Origin of the sequence: Cryobacterium roopkundense, assembly GCF_014200405.1 — a bacterium.
Classification (GTDB): domain Bacteria; phylum Actinomycetota; class Actinomycetes; order Actinomycetales; family Microbacteriaceae; genus Cryobacterium; species Cryobacterium roopkundense.
This window is the reverse complement of the sequence record NZ_JACHBQ010000001.1, coordinates 4,239,410-4,252,768: the sequence shown is the minus strand read 5'-3', so window position 1 is coordinate 4,252,768 and position 13,359 is coordinate 4,239,410. Positions and strand designations below refer to the sequence as shown.

At 65.4% G+C, this 13,359-nt stretch carries 13 protein-coding genes; 6 read left to right on the top strand and 7 right to left on the bottom strand.

Annotated elements, in window-relative coordinates; genetic code table 11:
* The first annotated feature begins 85 nt into the window (after positions 1-85).
* A complete protein-coding gene (locus BJ997_RS19755; protein ID WP_160175870.1) occupies positions 86-1,117 on the top strand; it encodes a LacI family DNA-binding transcriptional regulator in 1,032 nt (343 codons plus the stop codon).
* A 9-nt stretch (positions 1,118-1,126) separates the two neighbouring features.
* Here the strand turns inward: BJ997_RS19755 and BJ997_RS19750 are convergent, their stop codons facing one another.
* Together BJ997_RS19750 and BJ997_RS19745 are read right to left on the bottom strand one after the other, a co-directional pair.
* Complete coding sequence (locus tag BJ997_RS19750) at positions 1,127-1,570, bottom strand: flavodoxin domain-containing protein (RefSeq protein WP_035836665.1); 444 nt, start codon at positions 1,568-1,570, stop codon at positions 1,127-1,129.
* A 47-nt stretch (positions 1,571-1,617) separates the two neighbouring features.
* Positions 1,618-2,934, bottom strand: coding sequence for an FAD-dependent oxidoreductase (locus BJ997_RS19745; protein ID WP_084141213.1), 1,317 nt, complete (start codon positions 2,932-2,934; stop codon positions 1,618-1,620).
* Between the two features lie 139 nt (positions 2,935-3,073).
* Here BJ997_RS19745 and BJ997_RS19740 point away from each other — a divergent pair, with 139 nt between their 5' ends.
* The 5 genes from BJ997_RS19740 (at position 3,074) to budC (ending at position 7,992) form a co-directional block, all read left to right on the top strand.
* The gene (locus BJ997_RS19740; protein WP_035836666.1) at positions 3,074-4,393 is read left to right on the top strand and encodes a cytochrome P450; all 1,320 of its coding nucleotides are present in this window, start codon (positions 3,074-3,076) and stop codon (positions 4,391-4,393) included.
* Positions 4,393-5,367: an aldo/keto reductase gene (locus BJ997_RS19735; protein WP_035836667.1), complete on the top strand. Its 975-nt coding sequence runs from the start codon at positions 4,393-4,395 to the stop codon at positions 5,365-5,367. The genes BJ997_RS19740 and BJ997_RS19735 overlap by 1 nt, the downstream gene beginning before the upstream one ends.
* On the top strand, positions 5,364-6,110 hold the full coding sequence (locus BJ997_RS19730; protein WP_201771714.1) for a creatininase family protein: 747 nt from the start codon (positions 5,364-5,366) through the stop codon (positions 6,108-6,110). Before BJ997_RS19735 ends, BJ997_RS19730 begins: the two co-directional genes overlap by 4 nt.
* A 92-nt stretch (positions 6,111-6,202) precedes the next feature.
* Positions 6,203-7,216, top strand: coding sequence for a sugar phosphate isomerase/epimerase family protein (locus tag BJ997_RS19725; protein ID WP_035836668.1), 1,014 nt, complete (start codon positions 6,203-6,205; stop codon positions 7,214-7,216).
* A complete protein-coding gene (gene budC, locus BJ997_RS19720; RefSeq protein ID WP_201771715.1) occupies positions 7,213-7,992 on the top strand; it encodes a meso-2,3-butanediol dehydrogenase in 780 nt (259 codons plus the stop codon). The genes BJ997_RS19725 and budC overlap by 4 nt, the downstream gene beginning before the upstream one ends.
* A gap of 232 nt (positions 7,993-8,224) precedes the next feature.
* On the opposite strand, the gene BJ997_RS19715 is transcribed toward budC, so the two are convergent.
* The 5 genes from BJ997_RS19715 to iolD all read right to left on the bottom strand — a co-directional run bounded on the left by BJ997_RS19715 (position 8,225) and on the right by iolD (position 13,334).
* Positions 8,225-8,413 carry a hypothetical protein gene (locus BJ997_RS19715; protein WP_035836669.1) on the bottom strand — a complete coding sequence of 63 codons (189 nt, stop codon included), beginning with the start codon at positions 8,411-8,413 and terminating at the stop codon, positions 8,225-8,227.
* Positions 8,414-8,534: 121 nt separating this feature from the next.
* Entirely contained in the window at positions 8,535-9,413 is an 879-nt protein-coding gene (locus tag BJ997_RS19710; RefSeq protein WP_035836670.1) for a sugar phosphate isomerase/epimerase family protein, read from the bottom strand.
* Positions 9,414-9,444: 31 nt separating this feature from the next.
* On the bottom strand, positions 9,445-10,455 hold the full coding sequence (locus BJ997_RS19705; RefSeq protein WP_035836671.1) for a Gfo/Idh/MocA family protein: 1,011 nt from the start codon (positions 10,453-10,455) through the stop codon (positions 9,445-9,447).
* 45 nt (positions 10,456-10,500) lie between these two features.
* Positions 10,501-11,427 carry a sugar phosphate isomerase/epimerase family protein gene (locus tag BJ997_RS19700; protein WP_035836672.1) on the bottom strand — a complete coding sequence of 309 codons (927 nt, stop codon included), beginning with the start codon at positions 11,425-11,427 and terminating at the stop codon, positions 10,501-10,503.
* Between the two features lie 2 nt (positions 11,428-11,429).
* Positions 11,430-13,334 carry a 3D-(3,5/4)-trihydroxycyclohexane-1,2-dione acylhydrolase (decyclizing) gene (gene iolD / locus BJ997_RS19695; protein WP_035836673.1) on the bottom strand — a complete coding sequence of 635 codons (1,905 nt, stop codon included), beginning with the start codon at positions 13,332-13,334 and terminating at the stop codon, positions 11,430-11,432.
* Between the last annotated feature and the right edge of the window lie 25 nt (positions 13,335-13,359).

The window sequence follows — 13,359 nt, the reverse complement described above, 5'->3', positions numbered from 1 at the left end:
TAAATTCGCTAATTTGGGCATCCGTTATCAAACAGTGACATTAAGCACAAACGTTACGATGAAAGGAGCGGCGAAAGGACCCACAGTGCCCGAGACGTCATCCGCGACACCACCCCCGACAGCGCCGCGACCGGCGACCATGGCGGATGTCGCCGTACGGGTCGGGGTGTCCCGCCAGCTCGTGGGACTGGTGTTTCGAAATGCCGCTGGTGTCGGCGCCGAAACCCGCGAGAAGATCCTTGAGGCCGCTCACGTTCTGGGCTACAGCCCGAACACGGCGGCCCGCGCCTTGCGCGCGGGTTCGACCAAGTACATCGGGGTCATCTTCGATCCCGCCCACTCAGCCCCCGTCGAAATCATTGAGTGGCTCTATGCCTTCGCCCACGAATCCGGCTACCGGCTCGTGGTCAGTGCGCTGACACCGATCAGGGACGAAGGCGAGGCGATCACCGAGATCGTCGGCCATCGTTGCGAGGCGCTCATCTTGGTCGCCCCACGTTCGTCACCGGAGTTGCTGCGTCGCGCCGCCGGGCAGATTCCCATTGTGGTCATCGGCCGGGGCATCCCCGACAGCGAATTCGATCTCGTTCGCTCCCAGGGCGACAGCGGAATCGAATCCGTCGTGGTGCACCTGGCCGGTCTAGGGCATACCTCGATCGTCTACGTGCACGGCGTCGACATGCTCGACGCTGAGCTGCGGCTCTCCGGCTATCGGGCCGGCGCGCAGCGGCTCGCCCTCACCGAGCAGATCCTCGAAGTTCGGGGGGACTACACCGAAGAATGCGGGGCGAGCGCTGCGCGCATCCTGCTCGCCCGGGAGGCGCTCCCGACGGCCATCGTCTGTAGCAACGACCAGGCCGCCCTCGGCCTCAGCCACACCCTCGCGGCAGCCGGGGTGCGAATTCCAGCGGATGTCTCGATCACCGGATTCGACGACAGCCGCGTCGCCCGCTTGTCGTTCATGAACCTCACGACGGTGCGTCAGGACCCCAAAGAGGTCGGTAAGGCCGCCATAGCCGCCGCCATCAGCCGAATCACCACCACCAGCACGACGGGCACCGAAGTCTTCACGAGTGCCCGGCTCGTCGTTCGTGGCAGCACGGCCGTGCCGCGCTAGCCCACGCGACTAAACCAGCACGAGAAGTTCGCGGGCCCATTCGACCGCGCCGTCGTTCGGAAGCGATCCGTCACAGGCGTCGTGACGGCCGTAGACCCCCACACGTTCGGCACCGAGCTCGGTGAATCGGCGGTCGATGATTTCGCTGCCCTGACTATACGTTTCATAGGTGCTGTTGCCGAGACCGAACACTGCATAGCGGATGCCCGACAGGTCCGGCTGCTCGCTATTCAGGGCTTCCAGGAGCGGCTTGGCGCCTCCCGGAAGTTCTCCGTCGCCATGGGTGGAGCAGACAACGAGATAGAAATCGTCGGTGTCGAAGTCGGCGACGTCGAAGTCAGACATGTCGTAGACCCTGACGTCCCGGTCTCCCCCCAAGTCGGCGGCCAGGTCTTCGGCGACCAGTTCGGAGTTGCCGGATTCGGTTCCGTACAGAATGACGGTTGTGCTCATGATCGTTCCTTTGTTCCGGGATGGGCGTGCGAGGGCGATGCGTGCAGTTAATGGTCGGAGGGCAGGAGGTTCAGCCCGGCAAACCCGGGCTTGCCCGGGAAAAACTCGCCAGCGTCGGCGGCGGCAGCGATGACGTCGGCCACCATCTTCGCATCGGTGCGGTTGGCGGGAATGGTGCCCTGCGGCCCGCGGCGGAGCCAGCCGACGCAGTAGAGTCCCGGTCCGAGGCGTCCGATTTCGAGGTCGCTGTCGGGCGATTCGTGTGATTGGCGACGCAACGGGGCATCCGCTGCCTCGAAGAAGCCAATGGCGGTCAGCACGGAGTCCACGGCGAGCTTGAGTGAAGAGTCACTGCCGACAGAACCGCGAAGGCTCAGGGTGTCAACGGAGCCAGCCCCCTCGAGCCGCTCCGGCACCCAGCCGAAATGAAATCGCACCGTACGATCGGAGCCGGGGTTGGCATCCGTTCTGTCAGCGTCATGAGATGCGGTCGCCAGCAGGCGCAGGAGCACATCCCGCTTGGCAAGGTCCCGAGGCTCGGCATCGGCGTCGTGGAGTTCACCGTGGTCGGCCAGAAAACGTACGTTTGGGATCTTTGCCAGTTCACTGATCATTGCCGGATCGAACTTCGCACGCGACAGGCTCGACCGTCCAACGATGTCGATGTGGCGCACGGGCCCGGCGGCAATGGCGTTGACGACCTCGTCAGCCACGCCATGGCCACGCAGCTCGTCTGGCGACATAAGGAGCAGACGGAGGAGATCGATAGCGACATTTCCCTGCCCGACGATCGCAACCCGCGACCCGAACACGACGCCCTCGGCGTTTTCATCGGGGTGGCCGTTGATCAGTCGGGTGAGTCGCCCTGAACCGTAGACTCCGGACAGCGCCGCGCCACTGAGGGCGGCGCCGTGCACCGTGGCGCCGGCAGGCTGGGTACCCGTCGAAGTGGTCACGACAGGCACGGGACGGCCGGTCGCACCGGGGATGCCCAGGGGGCGGTCGGCGGAGAGGCCGGTGGCCAGTACTACGACATCGAAGGCTTCGCGCAACTGGTCGACCGTGAGGTGCCGACCGATTTCGGTCCCGCCGACAAACCGCACTCCGCCCTGCTCAAACAATCGGTCGAACTGCCGGGCCACCGCCTTGGTTCCGGTGTGGTCGGGGGCCACGCCGTAGCGCACGAGCCCGTAGGGCAGACCCAGGCGATCGAAGATGACGATTTCGGCCGTCGGCCAGCGCTTGCGCAAGAAGTGGGCAACGTAGCAGCCGGCCGGCCCACTGCCGACAATGGCGATGGAATGCGCCGCAGGAGCGGGCATGGTCGCCGCCTCGGTGGCGGTGGACACTTCGCTCCTGTGCATGCGCGCTGCTCCCTTGCAGTTCTTGCGGGATGATTCCCCCTTTGTCAGGTCAACATAGCATTATTTACTAGCACGTGCTAGTCTCTGGTGAAATCGCCCGTGCAGAGCCGACCTGAATCGTGAAAGTGTGGCTTACCCCATGACGCTAGCCGCCGAATCCAACGCTCCGACAAACCAGGGCTGCCCCTTCCCCGGAGCCACTGCGCCAACAGTTCCCGCGGGCCGCCCGCCCCACGAGTCGGCCGCTTCCGGCTCCGATGTGACGCACCTGACAGTGCACTACGACCCGCTGTCGTACGCGGCCTATGACCACCCCTACGACCTCTACCGTCGCCTACGCGATGAAGCACCCGTGTACTACAACGCCGACCGCAACCTCTACGTGATTTCGCGCTACGACGACGTACAGGCCGGCCTGAAGAACTACGAGCAGATGATCAACGCCTTCGGCAATGACGTCGATGGAACCCACGACTCATACGGCAGCGGCAACCTTGTGGCCCAGGACCCGCCCCGGCACACCGCGCTGCGGGCCTCCGTGCGCCGAGTGTTCGCCGCACGAGAGATCCTCGCCAAGGAAGACGGTATGCGTGAATTCTCGCAGAATCTACTCGCGCAGATGCATGAGAACGGCGGCGGGGATTTCACCGCGGAATTCGCGCTTCCCCTCGCGATTGCCGCCGCCACCAATCTGGTGGGTATGCCCGCCGAAGACAACGCCATGCTGCAGGACCACCTCTGGCGCGCCATGCAGCGAACCGTGGGCGAGTTCGGCGTGCCCGACGACGCCGCCGCATCCAACCAGGAGACCGAGCTTCACATTCATGAGGTCGTCGAGCAACGACGCCATGACATCGAAGCCGGTGCAGACACCGCCAGCTCGGACGCGATCACGCAGATCCTGCTGGGTGTCGCAAAGGGAAAGGTCGAGCAGGAAGAACAGGTCGGTCTGTCGCACCTGATTCTGTCCGCCGCGATCGATGCCCCCGCCGCGCTCATTACCAACTGCATCGCGGTGCTCGACAAGTTCCCGGCCTTGCAGCAGCACCTGCGTGACCACCCAGAACTGATCGGCGCGTTCGTCGAAGAGACTCTGCGCTACGACACTCCGGGCCAGAACCTGTCTCGGCAGACCACGTCTGAGGTCGTCATCGGCGGCGTTACCATCCCCGCTGATTCGCGCGTGATGCTGTTGTTGGGCTCCGCAAATCGCGATGAGCGCGTGTTCGAGAACCCTGACGCGTTCGACCTCAGCCGCGCGTTCACCCCTAAGAACCGAATCATGTCGTTCGGAGACGGTATCCACGCGTGCATGGGTTCCCCTCTGGCCCGGCTCGCGACCCGGGTGGCGATGGAAACCCTGCTCGCCGGACCGTCCGTTCGTATCGTGGGTACCCCCGAGCGCTGGGTGAAGCAGATGGTGCGTGGTTTTGCCGTGCTTCCCGTGAAGTTCAGCTGATGCAGTATCGTGATTTCGGCCGAACCGGGTGGAAGGTCAGCGAAATCTCCTTCGGCGGCTGGCAACTCGGTGGGCAATGGGGCACCGTCGACGATGAAGAGTCGGTGCGCACCCTGCTGCATGCCTACGCCCAGGGCATCAACTTCGTGGATACGGCCGAGCTCTACGGCGCCGGCCACAGCGAGGAAGTGATCGGCGAGTCCCTGCGGCGCTGGAGCGGCGACAGAATCCATGTCGCGACGAAGATTCAGCCCACGGTGTGGCCGAGCGCCGACGAGGGCCACCCGCTGATGAGTGGTCGCTACCCCGAGTGGCATCTCCGCAAGGGCGTGGAACTTGCCCTCACACGCCTGGGTGTGGAACGTCTCGATCTGCTGCAGCTTCACGGCTGGTTTTCCGACGGCGTGCAGAACCTCGACTGGCTGGAAACCCTGAACGCCCTTCGGGTGGAGGGCAAGATCGACAAGATCGGCGTCTCCATTCGCGACCACCGCCCGGATGAAGGCGTCGAGATTGCCAGGCTCGGGCTCGTGGACTCGATCCAGGTGATCTTCAACCTGTTCGAGCAGCGGCCGACCCACGAGCTGTTCCCGGCCGGCGCGGAGAGCGGTACCGCGTTCATCGACCGCGTGGCCTTCGATTCAGGGTCGCTCAGCGGTCGCTGGACCGAAGACACCTACGCCACCTGGGAGGAAGGCTCGGTGCAGCACCAGTTGTTTCGCGGTGACCGCTTCGCTGAAACCCTGGGACGCGTGGAGGCCCTCAAGAAGCTGTGCGCTCCCTACTTCCCCACGCTCGCCGAGGCTGCCATGCGGTACACGCTGAGTTCGCCGCACGTGTCGACCGTCATCGCAGGCATTCGTACCCGGGATCACGTGGACCGTAACGTCTCGTACTCCGACGGCGTGCCGTTCCCGCAGGAGCTGAGTGACCAGCTGGCCGAGCACAACTGGCCGCGAAACTACTACAAGTGACGAACGCCAAAACGCCCGACGTGCGGGCCGAATATCTGGCCCCCGCCGAACTGGAGGCCGCCGTGCGGGCCTGCCCCGTGGCCTATCTGCCGCTCGGCAGCCTCGAGTTTCACAGTGCACACCTGCCCATTGGGCTCGACGCCCTCAACGCGCACGGCGTATGTGTCGGAGCGGCCATGGCATGCGGGGGCGTCGTGCTACCGCCGGTCTATCAGGGCGTCGGAGGCGGGCACTCCGACTACCCCTGGACGATCATGATGACGTCAGCGGCGGGGGTCCGCGCACACCTGGAGCACACCCTCGCTCGGCTGGAACACTTCGGCTTTCGGCTCGCGGTGATCTTCACCGGTCATTTCGCCCCAGAGCAGCTGGCCATGATCGATGAGATCGCCTCGGCGTGGCGCCAGGCCGAACGCACCATGGACGTACTCGCCACCGGGGTGAACCGCTGCGAGACCGCGCCCCTGGCCCCGGATCACGCCGGGCTCTTCGAAACCACACTCCTGCACTCCTTCTGGCCGGACCTCGTGCACCTGGAGCGCTTGCCCTCTGCGGCGGATCATCCCGGCATCGACCCACATAGCAACCCGATGGGGGATTACCGGCACGACCCGCGGCATCCGCTCTGGGGAATTTTCGGCCCGGACCCGCGCGGGTTCGACCCGTCCACGAGCGCCGAACTCAGCGGCACCCTCGTTGCCTGGCTCGCCAATTCGGTCTCGGCCCGCCTCACAGATTTATAGGGCGGATTCTCTTGCGCCATTGCACTCCTATGTAGTATTGTCAGGACAAAGATATTCATTGTCGCGCGCGGCCCAAGAGAGATGATTATGCAATGAAGCTCGGTGTCTACAACGCAATTCTGCACGACCGCACCCTCCCGGAGGCCATCGAGGTCGTCGCCAACCTCGGTCTGACCGGTCTCGAACTCAACTCCGGCGGGTTCCTGCCCGCCGTACACATCCCCAGCTTCGAGGACATCCTGACGAGCGACGCCGCGCGCGACGACTTTCTCGGGCTGTTCGCGGGAACGGGCGTGTCCATCGCAGGCCTGAACTGCAACGGCAACCCGCTGCACCCGAACCCCACGATCCGAGACAAGCACGCGGAAGACGTGCGACGTTCGATCAGACTCGCCAACCGCCTCGGCCAGCACCGGGTCATCACCATGTCGGGCCTGCCCGGGGGCGAGCCCGGCGCAAGCCAGCCAAACTGGATCGTCAATGCCTGGAACTCGGCAGCCCTCGACGTGCTCGACTACCAGTGGGAGGTCGCCGCCAGGTTCTGGAAAGAGATCGACCGTCTGGCCCATGACCTCGATGTCAAAGTTGCCCTCGAACTGCACCCGCAGAACCTCGTGTTCAATCCGGCCGACATCCGCACCCTCGTCGAGCGCACCGCCGCGACGAACATCGGCGTGGAACTCGACGCGAGCCATCTGTTCTGGCAGCAGATGGACCCGGTGGCGGTCGTCAAGAATCTCGGTCCGCTGGTCTTCCAGGCCGCCGCCAAGGACGTACGAGTGAACGTCGAGAACGCAGCCATCTATGGCGTGCTCGACAACCGCTTCCGCCGCCTCTCCCCAACTGAGCCCCGCACCAATCTGGGCGGCGACGAATGGGCAAACGAATGGCCGAAAGACGCCGCCTGGGACTTTGTCGCACTCGGCAAAGGTCACGACACCGCGTACTGGACGGAGTTCCTGCGTGCCCTGCACGCCGTAGACCCCGACATGCTCGTCAACATCGAGCACGAAGACACCGAACTCGGCCGGCTGGAAGGGTTGGAAGTCGCCGCGAGCGTGCTGCTCGCAGCGGACGCCGCGCTACACGCCTCACTCCGGCAGTGATCGCCTGGGCGACCTACCCGTACGCGGGCACAGTCGTGCTCGTCACGGGCGCTGGCTCCGGGATCGGCCGGGCGATTGCGCGTGCCTTCCTGGAACAGGGTGCGAGCGTCGCTGTACTCGGCCGCACCCAGCAGACCCTCTTGGATGCTGTGAACGACTTTCCTGCCGAGCGCAGTCTCGCGCTCGTCACCGACGTCACTTCGCGGCCGGCGGTGGAGACCGCCGTCGACGCCATCATCGGCCGCTTCGGGCGACTCGACGTGGTGGTGAGCAATGCCGGCACAAGCGAACCGAGCGACATAGCTTCGTTCGAAGACGACGCCTGGGAGCGCATGCGTGGGGTCAACCTGGACTCGCTCATCACCCTCGTACGCGCGAGCGCGCCGGCGCTGAAGGCGACCAGAGGCAACCTCGTGGCGATCTCCTCGGTCTCGGGCATACGCGGGGACTGGAAACAGTTCGCCTACAACGCGACAAAAGGCGCGGTCAACGCCCTGGTGCAGAGCCTCGCGCTCGACCTCGGCGAGTTCGGTGTTCGCGCCAATGTGATCGCCCCCGCGTTCACGGCCTCCCGACTCACTCAGGCGCGGCTCGACGATCCAAACTTCTCCGCGCGGTTGTTGGACCGCGTCGCTCTCGGCCGGGCGGCGACACCAGCAGACATAGCCCGCGCCGTGCTCTTCATCGCAAGCCCGGACGCCGGTTATATCACCGGCGCCATCCTGCCGGTCGACGGCGGCACCACCGCATCGGCCGGCACACCCCGCCCTGTGTGACTTGCAGTACCACGCGAACGTTCACGCAGTCACAAGCGGCACGTAGACGACTTCGTCACGCTCGCCGGACACCGCGCAGATAGCGCCGGTCGTCACGTTCTCCTCGAGCTTCGAGGCTGCGTCCACGTGGATCCGCTGTTTGCGTTGCCACGAAGACCAGAGAGAGCACCCCCGTAGCGGCGCTCAGGAAGAATGTCCCCGTGATGCCTGCAGCCTCAACCAGGCTGAGGAACTAGAGCGAGAGAACGCGGTTCGTCACCCACAGGGCAATGATCGACACGCCGATGCCGAAGCCGCGCAAATGCAGCGGAAAGACTTCCGACAGATAGACCCCGATCGCAATGTTGAGGAACGTTTGTACGGCGCAGACGAACGCAACGACGAGAAACAAGATGGTGTAAGGACGAACCAGGTTTCCCACACCGCACCATGAGTATCGGCACGGGTCATCTCGACTGTTTTGTCTGGACCGCTGCGGTGGCCCAAGATCTTCACTTTATCGTTTCATATGACAGTATGTCCTGTCGGATCCGGTGAACCGTTCAGGTCCCGATCAGGCTCGCGACGGAGTCCCGCATCAGCTCGCGCTGGTAGATGGCGGTTTCGGCGGCCGTCTCGTCCTCGGCGAACACGCTCGACACCATCACGGTGTCGGGGCGCTCGAGGAACCCGATCTCCTTGAGCCCGCCGAAGAACTCGCCCCAGTTCACGTCGCCGTCGCCCATTTTCAGGTGCTGGTGCACCCGCACGGCGTTGCCGGGCGGGTTGGTGATGTAGCGCAGGCCGTGGGAGGCGTTGTGGTCCATGGTGTCCGACACGTGCACGAGGCCGAGTTTGTCGCCGGCCGCGCGCATGATTTCAAGCGGGCTGTTGCCGTAGTGGAAGGTGTGCGAGGCAACGTACACGAAGCCAAAGTTCTTCGAGTTGATGCCGCGGATCACGCGCAGCGCCGCGAGGCCGTCTTCAACGAAGTCGTCGGGGTGCGGGTCGATCAGCACCCGAATTCCCTCGCTTTCGATGATCGGAACGAGCTCCTCCATCGAGCGGTAGAAGGCCCGCTCCGACTGCTCGGGCAGTTCGGGGCGCCCGTTGAACTCGGTGTTCATCGTGTCGACCCCGAGCTCCACCGTGATCTGGATGGCGCGCTTCCAGTAGCGAACCGCCGCCTCGCGGGCGTCTTCGTCTGGGCCGGACCAGCGCAGAACCGGCAGGACGGATGCCACGCCCACCCCGGCATCCGTGCACGCCTTCTTGAACGCCTGCACGAGCTCATCGTCGGCCTTCGGGTGGTTAAAGAACGGGATGAAGTCGGCGTGCGGCGTGAGCTGCAGCCACTCGTAGCCGAGGTCCGCGGCGAGGCGCGGAAACTCGAGCAGCGAGTGCGAGTGGTGGAACGGGGTGGGATCGAGCGCGATCTTCACGGATGGCCTTTCGAACGCTGATAGGTGAAGGCTAGTTGTAGAAGGCCGGGCGCGGCACGTAGACGACCTCTTCACGCTCGCCGGTCTGCTGGGCCTTGACCCCGGCCTCGCAGGACGCGGCAACGAGGTAGCCGTCCCACGCGCTTGGGCCGTCGATCTCGCCGCGCTTGGTGGCGTTGACCCAGCGCTGTATCTGGGCGTCGTAGGCGTCGGCGAAGCGGGTCTTGAAGGTGGTGTGCTCCTCACCGAAGATACGGCCGTCCTGCCAGCGGGTGAGGCCGGCCGTGCGCCCGATCTCGGCGACGCCCTTCTCAAACACGGCCTCGGTCTTCACCTGGTAGCCGAACTGAATGTTCACGTTCATCTCGACGTCCACGAGGATGCCGGACTCGGTCTCGAGCAGCACCAGAATCGGGTCATTGAGCCAGCTCGGCGCGAGGGAGTTGCGCTTGGGGCGCTTCACCTCAACGGCCACGATCGGCGAGTCGGTGAGGTAGCGCACCACGTCGATCTCGTGCACGACCGAGTCGGTGATGAGCATGCTGTCGGTGTAGCCCTCGCCGGTGGTGGGGTTGCGGTGCGCGCAGTGCATCGCAAGGAGGGCTCCGGCGTTGCCGTTCTCGATCAGCTCGCGCAGCTGCATGTACTCACGGTCGAAACGGCGCATGAAGCCCACCTGGATGAGCTTCTTGCCGCCGGCCTGCTCGGCCTCGAGCACCCGCAGCGACGACACCGGGTCTTGTGTGAGCGGCTTTTCGCACAGGATGGGCAGGCCGGCCGCGAGGGCGGGTAGCAGCACGGTCTCGTGGAATTGGCCGGGCGTGGCCACGAGCACGGCGTCGATGTCGCCGCGCTCGAGGGCTTCGGCGAAGCTGCTCAGGGCGACCGCCCCGGGAGCGAGGGCCGCCGCGGCGGCGCCGCGGGCGGCATCCGGTTCGACGACAACACTCACGCTGGCGCCCACGATGCGTTCGGTGATGCGGTTGATGTGGTCCGCGCCCATCTGGCCGGCGCCGACAACGGCAATACGAAGGTCTGTCATGGTTTTACTCCTCTATGAGTGAAAGTTTCTGGGGGTTACGAGTGGTCAGCGGATGCGCGCGGCGCGGGTGCACCCGAAGATGTGCTCACGCGTGCGCGTAGCGATGGGCAGGCCGTTGTCGATGTCGCAGCCGTACATGTCCTGCTCGACGATGGCGAAGATCTCGGGGTTGATGCGGCTGACGGCCTCGACGATCGGGCCCAGCTCCGGCACGCCGAGGGGCGGTTCGCACATGACGCCGCGGGAGACGGCCTCAGCGAAGGGCAGGTCGTTCTTGAGCGCCTCGGCGAGGATGTGCGGCTCCACCTGCTTGAGGTGCAGGTAGCCGATGCGGTCGGGGTAGGCCTCGATGAGCTTGAGGTTGTCGCCGAGGTAGTAGGCGAAGTGGCCGGTGTCGAGGCACAGGTTGGTGTACTGCGCGTTGGTCTCGGCGAGGAAGCGCTCCACCTCGCGGTAGGTTCCCACGTGGCTGTCGGCGTGCGAGTGGAACTGCTGGCTGATGCCGAACTCCTCGAACAGGGCCTTGCCGAGCTTGTCGTGACCGGCGGCGAGCTTGTGCCACTGTTCGTTGTCGAGGGTGCGGGCCTCGAGTACCTCGGCGGTGGCGTCGCTGCGCCAGAGGTCGGGGATCACCACGAGGTGCTCGGCACCGAGCTTGGAGACGAGGCCGGCCACGTCGAGGGCCTGGTCCCAGGCCCTCTTCCACTGGTCGTCACCTTTGTGGAATCCGGTGAAGACGGTACCGGCCGAGAGCTTGAGGTCGCGTTTGGCGAGCTCGTCCTCGAGCTGGGCAGGGTCGGTGGGCAGGTAGCCGAAAGGGCCGAGTTCGAGCCAGTGGTAGCCGGCGGTCTGCACCTCGTCGAGGAAGCGCTCCCACGGGATCTGCCCCGGATCGTTCGGAAACCAGACGCCCCAGGAGTCTGGGGCCGTGCCGATGCGGAGCTGCTCGGTCGTGGCGAGGGAAGAGGTCATGGTCAGTTCCTTTCAACGGCGCCGGCACCGAGGTGCGGCTTCTGGTTGGTCTTGTGTGCGAGGTAGTCGACCCGTGCGGCCGTGGTGGTGTCGAGGGTGGAGGTTTCGGCCACCGGCACGTCCCACCAGCCTTCGCCATCGGGCGCGTAGAGCCGCGGGTCGTTGTTGATATGAATCATGGTGGCGCGGGTGGAGGCCTTGGCCGTTTTCATGGCGGCGGACAGGTCGACGATCGCGTTCTCGGTGGGCTCGATCGAGATCACGTCGAGGCCGTAGCTCGCGGCGTTCGCGGCGAGGTCGATCGGCAGGATCTCGCCCTGCTCGAAGTTGTTGCCCGCCTTGTCCTGGTAGCGATACAGCGTGCCGTAGCGCTGCGACCCCACGTCTTCGCTCAGATGGCCGATCGAGGCGTAGCCGTGGTTCTGAATGAGCACAATGATGAACTTGATGCCCTCGGCCACGGCCGACACGATCTCGGAGTGCATCATGAGGTACGAGCCGTCGCCGACCATCACGATGGAGTCGCGGGTAACGTCTGCCCTGGCCACTCCGATGCCGCCGGCGATCTCGTAGCCCATGCACGAGAAGGCGTATTCCACGTGGTAGCCGAGGTCGTCGCGCACGCGCCACAGCTTGTGCAGGTCGCCGGGGAGCGAGCCGGCGGCGCACACGATCACATCGCGCGGGTCGGAGGCCTGCTGCACGGCGCCGATGATTTCGGACTGGCTCGGCAGCGCCAGCCGGCGATCCACGAAGGACTCGTCGACGGCGGCGTCCCAGGTGGCCTTCTCCCGGGTGTAATCGGAGCGGAAGTCGGCGGAGACGTGGAAGCCTGCGAGAGCCTCGGTGAGCTCGAGAAGCGACTCACGGGCATCCGCTACGACCGGGATGGCGCTGCCGTGCTTGAACGCGTCGAATGAGGCCACGTTGATGTTGATGAAGCGCACGTCGGCGTTCTGGAACGCGGTGCGGCTCGCGGCGGTGAAGTCGCTGTAGCGGGTGCCGATGCCGATGATCAGGTCGGCCTGGGCTGCCGCGCGGTTTGCTGCGGTGGTGCCGGTGGCGCCGACCGAGCCGAGGTTCTGCGGGTGGTTCCAGGTGAGTGAGCCCATGCCGGCCTGCGAGAGACCCACCGGGATGCCGGTGGCCTCGACGAAGTCGCGGAGGGCCGCGGCGGCGTCGGAGTAGATCACGCCGCCACCGGCGACGATCATGGGGCGCTTGGCGCGGGAGATGGCGCGGGCGACCTCGGCGATGATGCCGCGGTCTGGGCGGGGCCGACGGATGTGCCACTCGCGGTCGGCGAGGAATTCTGCCGGCACCTCGAGGGTCTCGGCCTGAACGTCTTCCGGCAGGGAAATAGTGACGGCGCCGGTCTCGACAGGGTCGGTGAGCACGCGCAGGGCGCCGAGGGCTGCGGAGAACAGCTGCTCGGGGCGGTTCACTCGGTCGAAGAAGCGTGAGAGCGGCTTGAAGGCGTCGTTGACGCTCATGCTCGCGTCGTGCGGCAGTTCGAGCTGCTGCAGCACGGGGTCGGAGACTCGGGTGGCAAAGGTGTCGGCCGGCAGCAGCAACACGGGCAGCCGGTTGGTGGTGGCGACGGCCGCGCCGGTGAGCATGTTGGTGGCGCCGGGGCCCACGGATGCCGCGCAGGCGAAGGTGGACCGGCGACGGGTCATGCGGGAGTAGGCGATCGACTCGTGCACCATTCCCTGCTCGTTGCGCGCCTGGTGGTAAGGCATGAGGGCAGGGTCTTCGACGGAGAGCTGCTTGAGGGCCTGGCCGATTCCCGCGACGTTTCCGTGGCCGAAGATGCCGAAGGTTCCCACGATCGTGCGTTCGCGCACGTCGCCGTCCACTGTGTACTGGTGGCCGAGGAACTCGATGAGCGCCTGGCTGACTGTCATGCGACGGGTTGTCACGACTGTGTGT

Bases quoted from the DNA above. Each gene is read 5' to 3' on its own strand.
- BJ997_RS19750 (WP_035836665.1), bottom strand. From the start codon at position 1,570: ATGAGCACAACCGTCATTCTGTACGGAACCGAATCCGGCAACTCCGAA.
- BJ997_RS19745 (WP_084141213.1), bottom strand. From the start codon at position 2,934: ATGCACAGGAGCGAAGTGTCCACCGCCACCGAGGCGGCGACCATGCCC.
- BJ997_RS19740 (WP_035836666.1), top strand. From the start codon at position 3,074: ATGACGCTAGCCGCCGAATCCAACGCTCCGACAAACCAGGGCTGCCCC.
- BJ997_RS19735 (WP_035836667.1), top strand. From the start codon at position 4,393: ATGCAGTATCGTGATTTCGGCCGAACCGGGTGGAAGGTCAGCGAAATC.
- BJ997_RS19725 (WP_035836668.1), top strand. From the start codon at position 6,203: ATGAAGCTCGGTGTCTACAACGCAATTCTGCACGACCGCACCCTCCCG.
- BJ997_RS19705 (WP_035836671.1), bottom strand. From the start codon at position 10,455: ATGACAGACCTTCGTATTGCCGTTGTCGGCGCCGGCCAGATGGGCGCG.
- BJ997_RS19700 (WP_035836672.1), bottom strand. From the start codon at position 11,427: ATGACCTCTTCCCTCGCCACGACCGAGCAGCTCCGCATCGGCACGGCC.
- iolD (WP_035836673.1), bottom strand. From the start codon at position 13,334: ATGACAGTCAGCCAGGCGCTCATCGAGTTCCTCGGCCACCAGTACACA.